General features: G+C 51.2%; 19 protein-coding genes. 18 read left to right on the top strand and 1 reads right to left on the bottom strand.

All coding sequences use genetic code 11. From position 1 onward, the window contains the following. The first annotated feature begins 55 nt into the window (after positions 1-55). On the top strand, positions 56-3,763 hold the full coding sequence (locus PSHG_RS06520; RefSeq protein WP_010271069.1) for a WIAG-tail domain: 3,708 nt from the start codon (positions 56-58) through the stop codon (positions 3,761-3,763). Between the two features lie 744 nt (positions 3,764-4,507). Here PSHG_RS06520 and PSHG_RS30415 read toward each other — a convergent pair. Next, positions 4,508-4,654 (bottom strand): hypothetical protein, encoded by a 147-nt coding sequence (locus tag PSHG_RS30415; protein WP_157213429.1) that lies wholly within the window; start codon positions 4,652-4,654, stop codon positions 4,508-4,510. Positions 4,655-4,846: 192 nt separating this feature from the next. Here PSHG_RS30415 and PSHG_RS06510 point away from each other — a divergent pair, with 192 nt between their 5' ends. From PSHG_RS06510 to PSHG_RS06430, 17 genes are all read left to right on the top strand, one after another. Next, on the top strand, positions 4,847-5,563 hold the full coding sequence (locus tag PSHG_RS06510; RefSeq protein ID WP_235782014.1) for a glycosyltransferase family 2 protein: 717 nt from the start codon (positions 4,847-4,849) through the stop codon (positions 5,561-5,563). Next, a complete protein-coding gene (locus PSHG_RS26760) occupies positions 5,560-6,585 on the top strand; it encodes a hypothetical protein (RefSeq protein ID WP_010271065.1) in 1,026 nt (341 codons plus the stop codon). Before PSHG_RS06510 ends, PSHG_RS26760 begins: the two co-directional genes overlap by 4 nt. Further along, on the top strand, positions 6,554-7,291 hold the full coding sequence (locus PSHG_RS06500; protein WP_010271059.1) for a glycosyltransferase family 2 protein: 738 nt from the start codon (positions 6,554-6,556) through the stop codon (positions 7,289-7,291). The genes PSHG_RS26760 and PSHG_RS06500 overlap by 32 nt, the downstream gene beginning before the upstream one ends. A 17-nt stretch (positions 7,292-7,308) precedes the next feature. Then, positions 7,309-8,028, top strand: coding sequence for a sugar phosphate nucleotidyltransferase (locus PSHG_RS06495; protein ID WP_010271057.1), 720 nt, complete (start codon positions 7,309-7,311; stop codon positions 8,026-8,028). Positions 8,029-8,139: 111 nt separating this feature from the next. After that, on the top strand, positions 8,140-9,240 hold the full coding sequence (locus PSHG_RS26755; RefSeq protein ID WP_010271055.1) for a CgeB family protein: 1,101 nt from the start codon (positions 8,140-8,142) through the stop codon (positions 9,238-9,240). Between the two features lie 26 nt (positions 9,241-9,266). Then, a complete protein-coding gene (locus tag PSHG_RS06485; protein WP_010271051.1) occupies positions 9,267-10,388 on the top strand; it encodes a CgeB family protein in 1,122 nt (373 codons plus the stop codon). A 54-nt stretch (positions 10,389-10,442) separates the two neighbouring features. Further along, entirely contained in the window at positions 10,443-10,742 is a 300-nt protein-coding gene (locus PSHG_RS06480; RefSeq protein ID WP_010271048.1) for a hypothetical protein, read from the top strand. A gap of 524 nt (positions 10,743-11,266) precedes the next feature. Beyond that, the gene (locus PSHG_RS06475) at positions 11,267-12,340 is read left to right on the top strand and encodes a mannose-1-phosphate guanylyltransferase (protein WP_010271045.1); all 1,074 of its coding nucleotides are present in this window, start codon (positions 11,267-11,269) and stop codon (positions 12,338-12,340) included. Further along, positions 12,341-13,288 (top strand): GDP-mannose 4,6-dehydratase, encoded by a 948-nt coding sequence (locus tag PSHG_RS06470; RefSeq protein WP_010271043.1) that lies wholly within the window; start codon positions 12,341-12,343, stop codon positions 13,286-13,288. Between the two features lie 25 nt (positions 13,289-13,313). Further along, on the top strand, positions 13,314-14,654 hold the full coding sequence (locus PSHG_RS06465; RefSeq protein WP_010271040.1) for a glycosyltransferase: 1,341 nt from the start codon (positions 13,314-13,316) through the stop codon (positions 14,652-14,654). A gap of 43 nt (positions 14,655-14,697) precedes the next feature. Then, on the top strand, positions 14,698-15,834 hold the full coding sequence (locus PSHG_RS26750) for a methyltransferase FkbM (protein WP_010271037.1): 1,137 nt from the start codon (positions 14,698-14,700) through the stop codon (positions 15,832-15,834). 87 nt (positions 15,835-15,921) lie between these two features. Continuing rightward, positions 15,922-16,518: a class I SAM-dependent methyltransferase gene (locus tag PSHG_RS06455; protein WP_026021211.1), complete on the top strand. Its 597-nt coding sequence runs from the start codon at positions 15,922-15,924 to the stop codon at positions 16,516-16,518. Between the two features lie 102 nt (positions 16,519-16,620). Then, positions 16,621-17,574, top strand: coding sequence for an NAD-dependent epimerase/dehydratase family protein (locus tag PSHG_RS06450; RefSeq protein ID WP_010271033.1), 954 nt, complete (start codon positions 16,621-16,623; stop codon positions 17,572-17,574). Positions 17,575-17,589: 15 nt separating this feature from the next. Beyond that, positions 17,590-18,966 carry a UDP-glucose dehydrogenase family protein gene (locus tag PSHG_RS06445; protein ID WP_010271030.1) on the top strand — a complete coding sequence of 459 codons (1,377 nt, stop codon included), beginning with the start codon at positions 17,590-17,592 and terminating at the stop codon, positions 18,964-18,966. 71 nt (positions 18,967-19,037) lie between these two features. Further along, positions 19,038-19,328 (top strand): hypothetical protein, encoded by a 291-nt coding sequence (locus PSHG_RS06440; protein ID WP_010271026.1) that lies wholly within the window; start codon positions 19,038-19,040, stop codon positions 19,326-19,328. Between the two features lie 16 nt (positions 19,329-19,344). Next, positions 19,345-19,674, top strand: a complete 330-nt coding sequence (locus PSHG_RS06435; protein ID WP_010271023.1) for a hypothetical protein — start codon at positions 19,345-19,347, stop codon at positions 19,672-19,674. Continuing rightward, complete coding sequence (locus PSHG_RS06430) at positions 19,674-20,042, top strand: hypothetical protein (protein WP_010271020.1); 369 nt, start codon at positions 19,674-19,676, stop codon at positions 20,040-20,042. Before PSHG_RS06435 ends, PSHG_RS06430 begins: the two co-directional genes overlap by 1 nt. The last annotated feature ends 19 nt before the right edge of the window (positions 20,043-20,061 follow it).

Here is a 20,061-nt window from a genome sequence, read left to right as displayed (position 1 = left end):
ATTTCCGGGCATATGTTACAGATAGATTAAGACTGTTAAGGGAGGAGAATAAGGAATGAGGAAAAAGCAAGGCGGTTCCTCCAGAAAGCGGCGGCGGGAGCAGGGGACGATGATGGATGCCCGCACCTCGGAGCTGCAGTGGGTCGATGTCGAGATTCCCAAGATAAAAACGCTATCATCTACAGCGGATAAAGGGCCCGGGCCGAATCCAGAGCCCCGGAAGTCGGCAAAGAAATGGGAGGAGAAAGTAGGGCTCCACGCAACGCTTTTGGATAGCAAGCCCCAGACGGATAAAGCGGAAGAGAAGGGCTTTAAGAACGGTTCAAAGGAAAGAATGGAGATTTTTGAAGGAGAATGGGAGCAGACCATCGGAGAGCGAAACCGCGGCGCCCAAGTCAACCCGCCACAGCGAGGGCAGATTGCGAAGTCTACATTGGATGAGCGTAAGGAATCCATGTCTCAGCAAGCTGTCATTTATACGGACGACCTTGTTAATGGATCGGTGACATCGGAGAAGATTGCGCCCTATGCTGTCGATGAGACTAAGTTGAAGCCAGGCAGTGTCGGCAGGGAAACGCTGAAGGATTATGTAGTGACCCGGGAAAAAGTTGCCAGCCAAGCGATTACGGGGGATAAACTGGCGTTTGCGTCTGTGGAGGAAATTCATCTAAAAACGGGAGCGATATCCGGGGAAAAGTTGAAGGAGGCATCTATTACTGGAGATAAGCTGCGTGACAACAGCATTACTTCCGAAAAGCTAGCCGATCAGACGATTGACTCCAGCAAAATAGCAGAGGGATCCATTAGTGCTAAACATCTCTCCCCCCAATTGATCAATGGCGATCTTATCGCTGACCAGGCTATTACCTCGGAAAAAATAAAAAGCGGTACGATACAAGCCGTAAATTTGGGTAATGGCATTATTACTGCGCCAAAGCTGGCTGACGGCTCGGTCTCAACTGACAAGATTCGCGACGAATCCATAACCTCTCAAAAAATTCAAATGTCCAGCATACACTCCTACCATATTCAGACTAAGGCCGTAACATCTATTCATCTCGAAGACAGCTCGGTAGCCGAGCAGCATTTGCAGGATGGCTCTGTTAGCCAGCATAAGCTGGCTGAACAGTCGGTACATCACCAGCATATCGCCGCTCGCTCTATAGGCGGTGAGCAGTTGCAGGAGCAATCGGTAAGCGGTGAGCATTTGGACAAAGAATCAGTTGCTTCCCACCATCTGGCTCCCAGGGTCATAAAAGCCGCCCATCTCGATCAGCAGCAAATTGTGACGGAGCATTTGCAGGACGGGATCGTTACAAGCAGCAAGCTGGCTGATCAAAGTGTAACAAGCAGGGCGCTTTCTCCGGAGGCTGTTACGACAGAACATCTCGTCAAGCAATCGATAACATCCGATAAACTGGCGGATAGCGTCATTCTCAGCCAGCATTTAGGTCCTTATTCAGTGGGCAGCGACAACCTTGCTATCGAATCGGTCCAAGGGCATCATTTGGCGGAGGGCTCGGTTTCGGATTTGCACATCCAGGATGGAGCAATTCAAACCTCGAAGCTTAAAGCACAAGCGGTTACGGGCGATAAGCTGGCTCCAGGCTCCATCACTTCAGATAAGCTGAAAGAAGATATCATCGATAGCGTTCATATCCAGCCCGACGCGATTCGCGGGTTTCATCTGCATGCCGAAGTGATCCGCGGTTATCATATCCATTCGGAGACAATAGGTACGGATAAGCTGGCTGATCAATCTGTGGATGCTAACAAAATCAAGGAAGGGTCGATTAACTCCCGCCATTTGGCTGATAGTGCGGTTACTAAGGAAAAGCTGCACCGTCACGCAGTTGGCAAGGAGCATATCGCTCCTCAGACGATTCAGACGGAACACCTCACGAATCACTTGATTGGACCTGATCAATTCCAGGATCAAGCGGTCACGACTTCCGCGATCAAGGACAGCAGTATCGTCACTAGCAAGCTAGCTACTGGAAGTGTAACCAGTGAAAAGCTCGATGTGGAAATTATCGCATCCAAGCACATCAAGCACGAAGCGGTGCACGGAAGGCATATTCGTCCCGGGAGTATTTCCGGACGCCACCTGGAGCCGGGAACGATTGGCGGTAATTTCATCGCCGATCAAAGCGTGGACGGAAAGAAGCTTGCTGAAGGAGCTGTTCAGTCGAAGCATGTGAGCCCTGAGTCGATCCAGTCAGATCATTTAGCCGCAGAGGCTGTGCAGAGCCGCCATTTGCAGGAGCGGGGGATTCAGGCCTGTCATATCGCCGAATCCGCCATAGGCACTGAGCATCTGGCCAATGCGTCCGTCGCCTCTGTCCATCTTCAGAATCAGGCGGTAAAGGAAGAAGCGATCGCCGATTGTGCCGTATCGGCAGCTAAGCTTGCGGATTCTGCAGTTGGCGCAAACCATTTGGCAGATCAGTCGGTAACCGAAAGGCATATTCAGAGCAGCTCGATCACAGCCGGCCATGTCCGCATTGGTTCTCTGACATCTGACGTATTCGCTCCAGGTGGCATCGACGGAATCAAGATCAAGCCGCAGAGCATCCAGGCTGAGCAGATTGCTTCGGGGAGCATCACCTGCGACAAGCTGGGCGAGGAGTCGGTTCATGCAGAGCATATTACAGGGCAGAGCATTCATAGCGAGCACCTTACAGATGGACTGATTAAGGAAATGCATCTCGCGGAAGGAGCAGTTTCCTCGGCTGCACTGAGGAGCGATGCCGTTGGCAATGAACATCTGCAAAAAAACTGTGTCGATGCTTCCAAGCTGGCACCCGAGGCAGTCCGCAGCGACCATATTCAGAAAAGAGCGATATACAGCCATCATATCTCCCCTGACAGCATACAAAAAGAGCATCTCCAGAAGGGCTCCTTGTCCTGGGAGCTGTTTGCAGACAACAGGGTGGATGCTTCCCAAATCGTTAACCTGCAGATCGATACGGAGCATCTGCAGAAAGGCTCGGTAACACCGGATAAACTGGCCGTTGAAGCTATCCGAAGCGAGCATCTCAGCAACGAATCGATTTATTCGGAGCATCTTGCAGCGGAGATTATAATGGAGGAGCATCTCGATGATCAGTCGGTAAGCGAGAGCAAGCTGCGGGACCAGAGTGTAACGTCATCTAAACTAGCTCCAGGCAGCATTTTTCCCGAACATTTGTCGCCGCAGCTAAGCAGTAAGTTGGTAAAGTCAGAGGATTATGAACGCACCCAGGCTGTTGTTCCTTTGTCATCAGGCAGCTACACACAGTTTGGTATGGCGGCTTTTGAGCTGGGCCTGCATGAGGAAGATTGTGAGTTAATCGTTACATTACCCCGGCCTTATGCCAACGAGCACTATGCCATTGTGGCCATGACCAACCATCCTTCGTTCAATGTGGTGTTGAAGGAGAAATTCGCCCAGAGGTGTATCCTGCAAATTGTTCGCACCCGCCTTGTCGCAGAAGCTACAGGGATGGTTACATGGATTGCGGCGGGCGAGCCTTGCCCTGCAAGCTCATTATCCGCAGGCAGTGTGGAACATAGCTCGAATTCGGTATCCCCAGCTGCCGAAAGCTCATCTGACAAGGCGCTAATTGATACGGCGATTTTTGCAGATAGTGCAAGTGAAGGGTTTGGCGAAGTGGTGGCAGATGAAGAGAGCGCAAGTGAAAAGTTGGCAAATGAAGAGAGCGCAAGTGAAGGGTTTGCAGCTTCATACGAAATAATAAATACAATACGCGAAGGGATCTAGCCTGCAGGTAGCTCTAATGTGGCCTCACTTTTAAAATCTGTTTATCGATTAACTGTGAATAGCAGTTGAGCAGTCCAGGCCTGAAGCCGCTGGCAGCGCAGCCTGCTTTGAATTCTAACGCTCGCGGCGGTCCTTATTTGAGCAAAATCAGGGGGGTAAAAAATGTAACGCTTGCCACGGTCCTTATTTTGCTCAGATCGCGGTTTTCAGGGCCAGTTGTCACAAATAAGAGCGGGGGTAAGCGTTAGAAATAAAACCCCTGCTTTTTCGGCTAAATAAGAGCAAGGGCGAGCGTCAGCGCAGGACGTTTCCCTGTCCTGCTTGTGGAATACCTCGCCGGGACGCTTAGCTTTCCATCTTGCAAGACACACCCGGACATCATGTTTCACTTTAACATCTTGCAGGTCAGTGTGCAGGAAAAGTATAGCAGGATAACTTGCAGGTCAGCGTGCAGGAACTCCGGAGGGTCGGTGTTAGGGATGCACGATGAAGCGATGGCAGCTTTGTCAAGGATACTGGCGTATGCCAAAAATTTATTGCTTCTATATTAACAAGAGGCTGTCCCCATCTTGACTATCGTTCTTCATGGGTCGGATGTTTGGGGCAGTCTCTTTCCTTAGGAATAATGGGACTTAAGCGCATCGGATAAAGGGGCGTATGAAATATTTCTCCGGTGCTTTTGTCGTAAGCGTTGGTTGTAACTCTCTATCTATCAGCAGTAATGCCGCTGAACATCGTGACTTTTCACCCCGATCCCACAATTCCCCAATCCGCCAATCCGGCCAATCCAATCTCCATCCCGTCGCAACCAAACTCACCAATCCCGCCAATCAATCTCCATCCCCCGCCATAACCGACCCGTTCATACTGCTCTGAAAGCTTCCTTATCAACGATCAGGCGCCTGAATAGGCGTCTTTTCTGTTTTTCTTCTAGATGGAATCCGTTGTACAAGTGCCGTTGCATTACTTGGCGTTCTACATACAATGGGAACAAACCATGGCTCCTAGGGGGGATGTTGTCCTATGCACGGTTCGGCAAATTATCGGGGTGCGAAATTGGAAACCGTCCGGGAGGAGCCCGGTTTGAGCAAAATTTCGGTTATCATTCCGGTGATGAATGAGAGAAGAACGTTGGGGGCTGTTATTCGTCAGGTCCGTAAAATCGGCCACAATCTTGAAATTATTGTTGTTTGCAACGGTTCTACGGATGGATCCCCACAGATTGCCCGCCGCATGGGAGCGAAGGTGATTACATTCAAACGGCCGCTGGGCCATGATGTCGGACGAAGCATCGGAGCGCGAGCTGCTTCCGGAGACATTCTTCTGTTCATGGATGGTGACATAGTGATTCCGGCGAAGCGTTTGCTTCCCTTCATTAGAGCGATTGAATCGGGTGCAGATATTGCTTTGAACCAATATAATGGCCCGGTGCATAAAAAAAAGGTTCACCCGGTGGTTCTCTCCAAGCATGCCCTCAATGTGGTACTGGGACGGCCGGATTTGCAGGGCACTTCTTTAACAGCGATCCCACACGCTATGAGCCGTTCTGCCTTGAACACAATTGGAGCGGAGTATTTGGCAGTGCCGCCGAAGGCACAGGCAATTGCTGTAGCCAAAGGTTTGCGGGTGGAAGCCGTTCATTATGTAAGAGTTGGGAAGAACAACCCGGGCAAGCGGAGAACGTATTCTGTGCAAAATCTGATTGTGGGCGATCACCTGGAAGCTATTCATTGGTATCTTTCTTTCAGGGAGACGCTTCATACTGAACCGCATCCGGATGAAGCAGGGGGGAGGATATGAGCAGAGTTAGGCGCAAAGTAAGCTTGAGGAAGACTACTTCTGGTAAGAAAAGAAGAGTAGGGGGATTGGGCAGGCCAAGTACGGTACGCAAGCGAGGAGTTCCCCGTTCACGCCGAAGCCGGGCTCGGCAGTCGAGAGCTGCCGTATACCGTCAGTCAGGAGGGAATTGGCGGAGAGGAAGCGGCGGCCGGCGGCAATCCCGCAGGAGGAATTATCCGGGTGATTGGAGACAGCGGGTGGCAGCAATTTTGGCGCTTCCTGATGCGCCTACCAGCCTCGCTTCCTGGATCCAGGCTCTGAGAAAGCTTGATGCAGGGGAAACGATTCTGGTAACAGGCCCGCTGGATGACAGCTCGCTGCGCTTGATTAGGGAACAGCTTCCAGGGGCCGCCTTGCTTCATTATGCCGAAGAGTCCAGAGTTACCGCCCAAGCCTTTGCACTGGGGGCGGAAATTGCCCGCATGCCCATTCTGTTGATGCTGGGTGGACAGCCGATTGGCGCAGCACAGCTGGCGCCGTTCGCCCGGGCAATTGCTGAGGGGGCGCATATCGCTATTAATGACCCGACTCCTAGCGGAACGTTATTCGCTGATCGGGATCCCGCCTCAATCGTGCGTGAATTTATCAATTTATCGATGGGGAGACAGGAGCTGGGCAGCGGCAGCTTAAGCGTGTACCCGTATGCGATATCCAGGCAGGCGGCAGCAAGCCTCGGCTTTTCGCGTCTGGCCGAACCCGAGCTGGCGCTATCCCTTGCTCTGGAGCAGCAGATGAGCGTAAAGGTGGCCGGCCATATCCCGGCTGCTGGGCAGCCAAGTGAGGCAGAATGCACCGCGGCGGTATCATCATGCGAAGAGCTTCCCGCTGCAGTGGGGAAGATGCAACAGCAAATTTCCCTTCATGGGCTGCGTCATGCAATGGATTCCCGGGGACAACGGCTAGGCTTCCCCGACTTTCTTCGCAACCGGAAGGCAGCGGAGGGAGAGCCTGATGCTAACCAGCATTATCATTCCGACCTATAACGGCTTGCCTCTGCTTCAATCCTGCATCCAAGCCATACAGCAGCATACTTCGGAACCTTATGAAATCATCGTAGTGGATAACGGTTCTAAGGATGGAACGAACGAATATTGCCGGAGTATGGGCTTCACATTTGCTTCATTGGCTGTTAATAAAGGCTTTCCGATAGCTTGCAATATTGGGCTCAGGATGGCGGCGGGAGATCAACTGCTGCTGCTCAACAATGATGTGATTGTATCAAAGGATTGGCTGAAAAATTTGCTGGCTGGTCTTTACAGCGGGAATGATGTCGGGTTGATCGGACCTACGTCCAACCGAGTGAGCGGCCGCCAGCAAATCCGCTTGAACTACCAGGGTCTGGACGGTTATCCGGATGCAGCAGCCCGTTATATGAGCTCTCACGAGGGGGTTCGTCTCGAGGTAAAACGGCTGGTAGGATTTTGTCTCTTATTCCGCAGAAAAGTGATGGAAGACATCGGCTTGCTGGATGAACGCTTCACTCCTGGCCATTATGAGGATGATGACTACTGCTACCGGGCTAGGCTCCGGGGATACCGCCTGTTAATTGCCCGCGATTGTTATGTTCATCATCTCGGCAGCGCAAGCTTTAAAAGACGCAAGCGGATGGCGCTGCGGCGGCTTATTGCGAATAATCGCAGGAAATTTATCCGCAAATGGGGAGTTCATCCCGGTCAATTTCATCGTTAGTCAAGGAGGGAAACCTGTTGAAGGGAGTTATTCTGGCTGGTGGAAATGGCACGAGATTGGCTCCGCTAACTACTATTATGAATAAACATCTTCTGCCTGTCGGCAAATATCCTATGATTCATTACGGAATTGAGAAGTTTAGGCAGGCGGGAATTGATGATATTTTGCTCATTACTGGAAAAGCAGCGGCTGGTGATTTCATTAACTATTTGGGAAGCGGCCGGCAGTGGAATATTCGCTTGACTTACCGGATTCAGGAAGAGGCCTCCGGGATTGCCAACGCGTTGGAGCTGGCGGAGCCGTTCATTCTTCCCGGTGAAAAGTTCATCGTGCTGCTCGGTGACAATCTGTTCGCTGATGATTTAAGCGGATATCTTGAACAGTTTCTTAACCAGACGGAAAAGGCGATGGTGCTGTTGAAGCAGGTAAGCGACCCGGAGCGGTACGGGGTACCTTCCTTTAAAGACGGACGGATCGAGCATATCTATGAAAAGCCGGAACAGCCCCCTTCGTCATACTGCGTGACTGGTATTTACGGGTATGATTCCGACGTTTTCAAGCGTGTGCGTCAAATTGCTCCTTCCCGCCGCGGGGAGCTTGAAATTTCGGATGTTAACAACCTGTATGCGAAGGATGGGGAGCTTGCTTATCAGATTTTGCAGGGCTGGTGGACAGATGCCGGCACCTTCCCATCATTGCTTGAAGCTTCTCAATATTGGATGAAGAACAGCTTGTAGATTTATAGAAGAAAAGCAAGAAGTAGACAAATAAGTGATAGGAAAACAAGAGTACAAGAGAGCAAGAAATAGAAAAACAAGACCGACGCTACCCGGGAAAGGAGGATAGGGATGAAGGCTTCGTCAGGATTGCATCAGGAAGGATGGCGGACCGGATATCGTGATGGATGGCATTCTGGTTATCATTACGGCCGCAGCCAGGCCGTTCTAAATTCTATTCATGAGCCGTCCGGCCAGCTATATCCTCTTCATGTTGTTTTTGTCGGAGAAGGCTTATTTGCTTTAAATCACGGGATTGAGACTGCCCTGGCCAGACTTGTCAAGAAGGTGACTAGCGTTGATCCGTTAATGCCAGGTGCGGCCGGTTATATCGCAAGCCTGGAGCCGGATTTCGTGCTCGTTTTAAACGGCATTCATGCATTTCCTGCCAATGAAGCCCGGATGCTGCGCTCCTTAGGCATCCGCACTGCTGTCTGGTTTGCTGATGATCCTTATTTCAGTGATGCTTCAGCTTCCGTAGCCCCGGCCTACGAATTTATTTTCACTCACGAATTAGGCACCGTATCTTTCTACCGCTCTCTAGGCTGCGAGCATGTCTACTACCTGCCTTTGGCCGCCGACCGCAGCATTTTTTATCCTCGTCCAGTGACAAGCGCAACACGGGCAGATGTATGTTTTATCGGCACAGCTTTTTGGAACCGGGTACGCTTTATGGATAAGATTGCTCCCTATTTGCGAAATAAAAAAGTGATCATTGCAGGCGGCTTATGGAACCGGATGAAGCACTACAAGCGGCTTCGCCATAGCATCCGTCTGGCGGGCATACCTTTCGAGCAGACGCCGGTTTATTATAGCGGGGCTAAAATAGTCATTAATCTGCATCGCGCAGCGGTGGATTCCCAGCATAATCAAAACTCCAGGCAGCTGAACGGGTATTCGGTAAATCCGCGAACGTTCGAAATAGCAGCCTGCAGCACTTTGCAGTTGACCGATCTGCGCCAGGATCTCACTAATTTTTATATTCCTGGACAGCAGATTGAGACGTATGGCTCTGAGATGGAGCTTGTGGAGAAAATCGAGCATTATTTGGCAAATGAGGATCAACGCAGCCAAATAGCCTTGCGCGGCTTGAAAAGAACGCTTAGAGATCATACTTACCGCAAGCGGCTGACCGAAATGCTCCATATCATTTTTGGCCGATCTTCAGGCTAATTTAGGCGATAAGGAGGGAGAGGGTTATGGCTCACCAACGGAAAGCAAACAGCTATGCGAGTTACTTGACAGGCAAACAGCTTGGTTACGGAGAAGGTGTGAGAGATGGCCATCATTTTGGCAAAGCAGCTGTAATGAAACAGCTTATTGAACAGCAGCAGGTTCCGCATGTATGGAATAAGAGGGTACTGTTTGTGACGACAGGCAAGCATTACCCTTACTCTCCATTGGACCAGGCTATCACACAGGCTTTGCAAAAAATGACCGTACAGCTGCAAGTAGCCCCGCCGACGGCAGATATTCTTCCCCTAGTCAACCAGATGATGCCCGACCTTGTCCTTGTTCTGGAAGGAATGGGGTTTCCTCTGAGCATGGTCCATCAAATACGGGAAAAGGGGATTCAAACGGCCATTTGGCTGACGGATGATCCGTACTATACCGATATTACGGGCAGGCTGGCCCGCTATTACACTCATGTGTTCACTTTAGAGTTAAGCTGTCTGGACTTTTACCGCCAATTGGGCTGCCCGAGTGTCCATTATCTTCCTTTGGGAGTCAACCCTTCTGTGTTTATGCCCAAGCCTGTAGACGGGAGGCAAAGATGGGAGGCCAGTTTTATCGGCTCCGGGTACTGGAATCGGATCCATTTCTTCAATAAGGTTCTTCCCCAGCTCTCCAAGCGAAAGCTGGTGATTTCCGGCTGGTGGTGGGACCGTCTGAAACGATATAAGAGATACCGCAGCCGCATTCGTCTGGGAACGTGGATGGGGCCTGAGCAGACCGCCAGTTTCTATAGCGGCTCGCAGATAGTTATCAACTTGCACCGTTCTCCCGATGATGAATCTTATAACTTGAACGGCCGCAAGATTCCAGCTTTGTCCGTGAATCCGAGAACCTTTGAAATTGCGGCTTGTGCCGCCTTTCAGCTTTCTGATGAGCGGGCCGATTTAGCCAGCTTGTATGTTCCCGGCGAAGAAATGGTCACCTATTCCTCTCCGGAAGACTTCTTAGCCAAGGTAGATCATTACTTGCGCCATCCTGAAGAGCGCAGCCGGATTGCTCTGCGGGCGATGCAGCGGACACTTCGTGATCACACCTATGAAGCCCGTTTGCAACGGATGTTTGAAATCGTGTTTCCGGAGGGGTGACCTCCGGCTTTCAGTGAACCGATCTACTTCACGTTTAGGGAGGAGACGATCCGCATGAAGCGAGTACGGAAAAAAACCAGCCGGGGAGCCCGGCGGAGGACGCGTAAGCTCCGTTCCACTACACGCAAGCGCCGGTTGCGCGGCAAGCGGGGAACCCGGCGAGGGGCTTTGCGTAAAGGCAGGCGCCGCCTTCAGGGAAGGCCTGCACGGAGAAGCAGTTTCCAGCGCGGGTATGAAGATGGCTACCTTCAGGGATTTCAGGAAGGGGCAGCTCGAGGCATGGCAGAAGCGGCTGCCGAGGCAGCCGCGCAATCGGCCGCTGAAGCCGGTGCCCCGGAGCCTGTTGGCGCGTAAGCATGCACCGCGGCACCTAGCTTTAACCAGCTTCATAGGTGGGGAAGCCCCGGCTCTCGCCGGAATGCTCTTCATTTATGAAGCTTTTTTTGCGGCTCAAATCCGAATTATGTTTCAAAAACCGGCAACCGCTTCAACGGTTGAAATCCGGGGACAAAGGCGAGCGCTTCGCTTCTCCTGTCTCCCTCTTCCCCTCCACTTCTGCACAGTTATGATGGCAAGCACTTATTCCTGTTTTGAGCCCCTTCTTTTATTCCAATGTTCTTCTTTTTTCTAATCCGCTACTCTTCTTTCCTTTCTTTTTTCTTGTCTGTATACTCTTCTTTCTTAATTTTCTCAAATCTATTGTTTGAGCTCTTTTTTGCTCTAATATGCCCAGTCATTCCTGTGCGGAATTGCCGGGAATGATGCGGAGGGGACAACCGCCTTTTTTTACTAATATAGGTTTCTGCTTCATAGATAAGCAATTGCTAGATGCATACTATATTCCAGTATAGGTGCTTCTTGGAAAGGAGAGGACAGCTATGAAAGTCGTCATTCTGGCAGGAGGCAAAGGAACACGTTTCTGGCCAAGAAGCGTAGAGCGTAAGCCCAAGCAGTTTTTGGCGCTTACCTCCCGGGAGACGATGCTGCAGACCACATATCGCAGATTTGCCAGCTGGCTGCCCGCCAACCGTATCTATGTCATTACTACCCGCGCCTATCGACCGTTAGTGGAAGAACAGCTTCCGGATCTCGCAAGTGACCGGATCATCGAGGAACCGGCACAACGGGATACCGGACCATGCATGGCACTGACTGCCTACCGTTTTTTATCCGAGGGGGATGATGAGGTCATCGTTACGGCCCCATCCGATCAGTACATTCCCGATGAGCGGGCCCTTCAAGCTGCCTTGGAAAAGGCGGAACAAGGGGCCAGGCATCCTCTTGCGATCGTCACTTTGGGAATTAGGCCCTCGCGGCCGGAAACGGGTTACGGCTATATTGAGACAGCCGCTGATCAGGAGCTGCCTGCAGATGACCGGAGGAACCGGGAAATCCTTCCGTCCGACGGCCTGCTTCCCGTAAAACGATTTATTGAAAAGCCCTCTTTACCCGTTGCTGAACAGTTGATCAGCCAGCCTAACATCTACTGGAATAGCGGGATTTTTGTATGGAGGCCGTCCACCATTGCCCATTACATGAAGATTTATCACAGGTCGTTATGGGACCAGATAGCAAAGCCGGGCCCCATGACCGAGCAGCAGTATTTGCAGCTGCCTAAATTGTCTGTAGATTACGCAATTCTTGAGAAAGCTGAAACAATCTGGACGGTTCCCGTCGATTTTGAGTGGGACGATGTTGGTTTATGGACCTCACTGGAAAGGATCCAGAAGAGCGACGAGGAAGGGAACTTGCTTCAAGGCGACGTGTATACGCACCATTCCGAACGGAACATCGTGTATACGGACAATAAACCGGCCATCGTGATTGGAGCGCAGGATCTCATTATTGTCTCCACAGATGACGGGCTGCTGGTTTGCCGCAAAACGGAGGAACAAGAAATTAAGACGGTTCTGCAGCAGTGGGAACAACGTGAGAGAAGGGAGAATGAATAAATGAGAGCTTTAATTACAGGCATTAGCGGATTTGTCGGAAGTCATCTCGCTGAGTATTTGCTGAGTCGCAACGTGGAAGTGACGGGTACGATCCGTCATCGCAGCAGGATGGATCATATCCGCCATCTGAAATCCGTCCAGCTGGTGGAGTGCGAACTAAGGGACCCTTTCTCGGTGGAGACCCTGATCGCCAAAGTCAAGCCGGATCTAATCTTCCATCTGGCAGCGCAGAGCTTTGTCCCCACCTCCTGGAATTCGCCGGTTGATACGATCCACAACAATGTTGCCGGCCAGGTCAATATTTTTGAAGCTGTCCGCAGGTTGAATCTGGATTGCAAAATTCAAATAGCCTGCTCCAGTGAGGAATATGGCCACGTCGAGCCGGACGAAGTGCCGATCAAGGAATCCAATCCGTTGCGTCCTCTCAGCCCCTACGCGGTAAGCAAGGTCGCTCAGGAATATCTGGGCTATCAATATTATAAAAGCTATGGTCTTCATGTCATTCCGACACGGACGTTTAATCACACGGGTCCGCGGCGCGGAGAGAACTTTGTAACTTCCAACTTCGCCAAGCAAATTGCTGAGATTGAAGCAGGTAAGAAGCCTCCTGTCATTATGGTCGGCAATCTTACTGCCAAACGTGATTTCACGGATGTGCGTGATGTGGTCCGCGCTTATTGGCTGGCATTGGAGAAAGGAGTGCCGGGTGAAAGCTACAACATCGCCTCCGGCAAATGCTGCACAATCCAGGAAATGCTTGATCTGCTGCTGAGCTTCTCTCCGTTGGAAATTGAGATTAAGGAGGATCCGGAGCGTCTGCGTCCTTCTGATGTGGAAATCCTGCTTGGAGACTACAGCAAATTTCACCAGGCTACAGGCTGGAAGCCGGAAATTCCGTTCAAGCAAACGATGGAGGATTTGCTCAACTATTGGCGGGAAAGAGTATGAACGATCAGGAAAGGAGTCATACCGTATGGCCATATTAACACAGCCCAAAAAAGGAAGACGCCGCCTTAAGCGCAAAGTCAGCGCTTCGCGGCTTCCGCTTAAAGCAAGAAAAGCCAGATCAGCAAGACTAAGAAGAGGGAAAGCGGCAGGCTTAAGCCGCAAGCTGCGCAGATTGAAAGGGTATAGACGCCGCCGGAGACGCCAAAGCCCGGCGATCAGTATTCCCGCTCCCGCAGCACAGCTGCCGGTTCTGCCGGCAGGCATTAACCTGGTCGGCAATGGGCGTGCGGAAAGCGGTCTAGGCGAAAGCTTGCGTGCTGCGGCCCGAGCATTATCGAGAACCGATATTCCATTCGGCATTGTGGATATTCCTGAGTCCCCATCCAGATCAAGTGATCTATCCTGGGTTCATAGGGAGATTCCTGAACCGGTATACCGCGTGAATGTTCTGCATATGAATGCCGACTATTTAAAGCTGTTCCAACAGCATAATGGTCACGTTTTTCACAATCATTTAAATATTGGCGTCTGGCATTGGGAGCTTCCCGATTTCCCCAACGAGTGGTGCGACAGCTTCCAGCTGGTTCACGAAGTTTGGGCTCCTTCTCGCTTTATCCAAAATTCAGTTGCTGCTAAATCACCGGTTCCAGTCGTCTATATTCCCCATGCTATTGAGGTTCAGTATCCTGCTGAACTGACCCGCGAACATTTCGGCTTGCCGGAAGGCCGTTTTCTCTTCTTATCGATGTACGATACGTTCAGCTTTGCCCAGCGGAAAAATCCGATAGCTGTGATCGAAGCGTTCAAAATGGCCTTTTCGCCGGATAACCCGCACGTCGGCCTGGCGGTTAAAGTTAACAATCCTACGGCGGATATTATCCCTTCCATCCAGCATGAGCTGGATAAACTGAGGGCGGCCATTGACGGATGGCCTAACATCTATCTGATTAATCAAATTATGGATCGTCCTGTGGTGAATGCTTTGATCAGTCTTTGCAACAGCTATGTATCCCTTCACCGCTCCGAAGGATTCGGTCTGCCCATGGCTGAGGCGATGTTCCTTGGCAAGCCGACAATAGCTACCTATTATTCGGCCAATATCGATTATATGGATTCCGACAATTCCTGTCCGGTCCCTTTCCGTCTGGTTCCCGTCGGAGAGGATTACGGTCCTTACAAGGCCTACCAGACTTGGGCCGACCCGGACTTGGCCCATGCCGCTCATTATATGAAGCGCTTGGTAGAAGATCATCATTACTATCAGCAGATCTCTGTGCAGGGAGCTCACACTATTTACACGCGATTCTCGCCGACGGCCATTGGAGCCCTCATCCGCCAAAGAATTAGAGAGCTGGGCGTTATGTGATCTTAAGCTTACGACTACAGCTGTTCTAAGGAGGTGAATGAATATGAGCTCTGGCACCAGCCTGCCAGTACCTGTCGCTTTGTTCATATTCAAGAGACCGGAGATTACGGAATTGGTATTCAACCGCATCCGCGAAGCCCGGCCAGCCCGCTTGCTGGTTATCGCGGATGGGCCGCGGCCTGATTATCCGGGGGAGGCGGAACTTTGTGAAGCGACCCGGCGCATCGTGGACCGGGTGGATTGGCCGTGTCAGGTTGCCAAATTGTTTTCACCCGTAAATATGGGGCTTAACGCCCGTTTGGTCAGCGGGTTAAACTGGGTGTTTAGCCAAGTGGAGGAAGCGATCATCCTGGAGGATGATTGTCTGCCCCATCCGAGCTTTTTCCGATTTTGTGCGGAGCTGCTGGACAAATACCGGGAAGACGAGCGGATTATGATGATTTCGGGCAACAACTTTCAGGATCAGCGGCGCCTGGGCAGCAGCTATTACTTTTCCCGGATTTTCCATATTTGGGGATGGGCCACCTGGAGGAGAGCGTGGCACCACTATGATGATTCCTTGCGGATGTGGCCGGAATTCGGGGGCAGGGGCTGGATTAGCAGTGTGACGCCAGATGTTAACGCGCAGCGGTTTTTTAGCAAGATGTTTCAGGACCATTTGGATGGGAAGCATGTTCTATCTTGGGACTACCGCTGGAATCTATCGTGCTGGCTTCAGAACGGATTAAGCATTATGCCCAATGTCAATCTCGTTACTAACGTCGGTTTCGGCCAATCTTCAACTTATGCACATGACAGCGACAGCGGGCTGTCTAACCTGCCGGTTGGCGAGATAGGGTTTCCCCTTACTCATCCGCACTTTGTAGTTCCTGACCCGGTGGCGGATCAGCATACGATGGAAAGGCAGTTTTACCTGCCATTGCCGGTTGTTCAAGAGGAGCCGAGCGCAGAAGTGCCTCCTGCGCTACAACCTCCAGCGGCTCCGCCAGCCATACTAAGTCCTCCGGCTGTACAAGGAGAGAGAAGAAGGAGCTCCAGGCAGACTGCGAAAGGACGAAAAGGGAGCCGGCGCAGACAGAGAAGAACTTCCCTCCGCGGAAGCCAACGAAAAAAAGCAGTACGGTCGACAAGATCCCGAAAGGGAGGCACCGGTCGCACAAGAAGAAGGAGAGCGGCTTAATCAGACGCTGCTCTCCTCTTTTCCTTCTAGGTGGGACCAGTGGCAGAGGCAATAAAGATCCGGCCTAAGCTTGAAAGGTGGCGCTTTATGAGTTTTGTCGAATTTTTAAAAGCACAGCCGCTGTACCATTTGCTGGCGGCCCAATCAACCTTGCAGGAAGGGAATTTGCTTGAATATAACGATCCGCTGACTGCGGAATCGCAGGTAGAAATGCTGAAGTATGCTTTGAACCTTGCCAAGCCGCAAAAAATACTGGAGACGGGAACGAATAAAGGTTATTTTGCTTATCTGCTTTCCTATTTGGTCAATGGAGTCGATCTGTTCACCTTCGATATGAGTCCGCAATCGCAGGCCAGCGTCCATTTGCTGAACCAGCATCAGAGCGCGGTGCGGATTCATTTTTATTGCGGGCCGACTCAAGCGACTCTGCCGCATTTTCATGAGCCCGGAATCGGTTTCGCCTGGATCGACGGTGGACATGATGAGGCCACGGCCTACAATGACTTGTATCATTCGGTTCGTCTGGGGATCCCGTATATTGCTATCGATGATATCAAGACGTTTCCGCATCTGGCACACCCGATCGGCTTGATCCTGATACATTTTCCGCATTATCGGCAGATCTATCATCCCTATTATGATACGGATGCCCGCGGGGCTATTTTGCTATCTACACAATGGTAGCTTTGCCGGATGTTTTATAGATTTTGGTGCTAGGAGAAGCAGAAAAGCCAGTCTGCTAGATTTGTTTCGTGACTGCGCTTGAAAGGAGGAAGGTGTTGGTGTGTGAGTAAAGTGGTCGTTACAGGAGCAGCCGGTTTTCTTGGCTCGCATTTGTGTAAAGAGCTGGTCAGACAAAAGCATGAAGTCATCGGATTGGACAATATGTGCACCGGACAACTCGCTAATATCCAGCCGCTGCTGGAGGATGACCGCTTCACCTTTGTACATGCAGATGTCTCTTCGCCCGATGTGCTCTTTAATACGGAGCTAAGAGAGGTCGAGCAGATTTATCATTTGGCTTCACCCGCTTCTCCCAGGTTTTATCAGGCGATGGCGCTGGAAACGATAGCGGTCAATACGAATGGCACGAAGACCATGCTGGAACTGGCTAAAGCCTGGAATGCAAAGATGGTCTATACCAGCACTAGTGAGATTTATGGAGATCCGCTGGTCCATCCCCAGTCGGAGGACTACCGAGGGAATGTTGCTACGCTGGGGCCAAGAGCTTGTTATGACGAGGCCAAGAGGATGGGAGAGGTGTACTGCTACGAGTATTATCGCCTGTATCGGGTTCCCGTTAAAATTGCGCGTTTATTCAATACCTATTCAGCGGGCTTAAGGAATGACGATGGGCGCGTGATCTCCAACTTTGTTACTCAGGCGCTCTGCGGTAAAGAACTGACTGTATACGGGGATGGCAGTCAAACCCGCTCATTTTGCTATGTCGATGATACCATCCGCGGCCTGCAGCTGCTTATGCAGTGCGATGAGGCAAATGGAGAAGCAGTTAACCTGGGAAATCCTGAGGAGTGTTCGATTAATACGCTGGCTAACCTGATTATAAAATTGACAGGTTCTGTAAGTGGGATTACCTATCACCCTCTTCCAGCGGATGATCCGAAGGTGCGCCGTCCTGTCATAGAAAAAGCAAGAGCGCTGCTTGGTTGGCAGCCCGAAGTGACACTTGAGCAGGGCTTAACGCTGACAATTGAAAATTACCGCAGACAAATGCATTAGGCAGGAGGAAATCCTATGAAGGTCGTTTGTATTGGTGCCGGTTATGTTGGCTGTGTAACCGCCGCTGCCTTTGCAACGGCGGGTCATGATACTACTCTGGTCGATATCGACCAGAGCAAGGTTGACCAGATAAGCAGGGGGGAATGCCCGCTATATGAGCCGCAGCTGGAGCCCTTGATCCGACTGACTGCGGCCAGGCAGACCCTTAAAGCATCCACCAGCTATGAAGCGGTTAAAGAAGCCGATATCGTCTTTATTTGTGTAGGGACTCCCTCCCAGCCGGACGGCAGCGCTGACCTGGGATTTGTGCGCCTGGCGGCGCAAGCTGTTGCCCAGTTTTGCCCGCAGGGCTCAGGTAAAGTGATTGTTAATAAATCTACGGTTCCGGTTGGCACTTCGGATATGGTGGCTTCCATAATAGAAGAAGCTGAGCTGCGCCTGAATGCTGATTTTTTCATGGCAAGCAACCCGGAGTTTCTGCGCGAAGGCTCGGCGGTACGGGATGTTTTTTTTCCGGAGCGGATTGTCATTGGGGCAGACAGCCCGCATGCTTTTGAACAGCTTAAGCGGCTTTATCAGCCATTATTGGAGCGAAGCTATGATGACGAAGCCAAGCAGCTGCTCGCCTGCTATTATCCTGAAGCTATCCCTCCAGCCCAATATATCGAGACAGACCGGCCGAGCTCAGAGCTAATCAAATATTCGGCTAATGCGTTCCTTGCTGTCAAAATCAGCTTTATCAATGAAATTGCGCGTCTGTGTGATGCGCTCGGTGCGGATGTCCGTGATGTGGCCAAAGGCATTGGCAGTGATTCGCGAATTGGCAGCAAATTTCTTGAGGTGTCCAGCGGCTGGAGCGGAAGCTGCTTTCCGAAGGATACCGCAGAGCTGCTGGCCGTAGGAAGAAGCTATCACAGTGCTCTCCCGGTAGTAGAGGCGGCGGTGCAATCGAATCAAGCTATGCATGACTATTGCATCTCCAAGATTAAAGCCAAGCTGAAAAGCCTGCATGGCAAAAAAATCGCGGTACTTGGCGTGACCTTCAAGCCGGATACGGACGATGCCAGAGTAACTCAAGCGAATATCCTTATTCGTGAGCTGCTTCGTTTGGGTGCAGATGTGCGAGTGCATGATCCGCAGGGAATGCCAATGTTTCGCAAGGTTAATCCGGATTTGAGCGTGCGTTACTTCGAATCTCCGGAAGCTGCGGCTGCGGGGGCCGATGCTCTCTTACTGCTCACTCACTGGAGACAGTATCTTAAGCTGGATTGGCTCAAGATGGGTGAATCCATGAGGAGAGCCCGGGTATTCGATTTGCGGAATTTTCTCACCGAGTTAAACCTGCCCTCTTATGGCTGGGAATATGAAGGATTAGGGCTGAGGCAGCCATAGTTTGATTAACGTTTATGAAGTGAACTTCATATGATGAGATAGTCAAACAATACAGGAGGAGGTGTGCTCTGGTGCAGCAAAGAATTACGAACGTGATTACCCATATGGCCAACTCTCATCATGAAATGGCCAAAATTATAGAGGGCTCGCGACATATCTCGGTACAGATGGCTCAGCTGGTTACTGCTATACCGGATACCCAAATGAATTTTCCCGGGGTGGAATCGCTGACTGGCTATTCCATGGAGCTATGCCGGAGTGTGACTGCTTATTTGAATGGGCTGGCGGAAATGGAAGAAGCGATAGCCGACCATCTCGGATGCGTAATGAAAGAGCTGCATCCGGGCTCGGACGAGGAATAGGCGGAGGGGAGCCGATATGGACAGAACTGATATTTATTTGGGTATTTTGGAATCGACAGCTAAAATGCAGCAAAATATATCCATCATTCTCGAGGCGAAAGCGGCAGAAACGGAAAAATCACGAGTTTGGCTGGCTCACCATGTGCATCCGGGATATTTTGAACATGATCATGAGTCGCAGGTGAAGCTTTCCTTGGAAATTCACGAGCAATTGGTTGAACTCATCAACGGGTTAACCAAGATGGAATGGGGTCTTGGCCGGAATTTGAAAATATTGCTTAATCAGGATCAACAGGAGTCAACGGGAGGACTTGCGGGCTTCTTTGATACCGGCGGAGTCGGCTAATGAGTTGGCTGGAGCGTCAATGGGAGTTGAAACTTGAGCTGCTGGAGTCATTGAGCCGGAGCCAGCGGGCTGTGGCGAGCATGCTGGATAATATAGCGATGACAGCATCTTCACACAGCACCGACTCCTCCGATATCATCGTCCGCGAATTGACCTCAATAGCCAAATATCAGCAGGTTCTGGCCCGCCGAATACTGGATATACGAATGAACCCGGTTCGTAAGGGAGAGCCCGCGTCCCCTTGGATTAGCGAGCGCCCGGGTCTTTGTTCCAGCTGGGTGCTGACCCGGAATAACAAGTTTCGGTTAATTAAAAGCATGCCCGGGAAAGTGGATAGGGGTACAGAACGGAGGACATTCCCGATTTAATGGACAGCCGGCATAGCGG

Source organism: Paenibacillus senegalensis JC66 (assembly GCF_000285515.1).
In the GTDB taxonomy this organism is placed as follows: domain Bacteria; phylum Bacillota; class Bacilli; order Paenibacillales; family NBRC-103111; genus Paenibacillus_L; species Paenibacillus_L senegalensis.
Note: the sequence above shows the minus strand (reverse complement) of the source record. Positions and strands in the feature narration are given on the sequence as shown.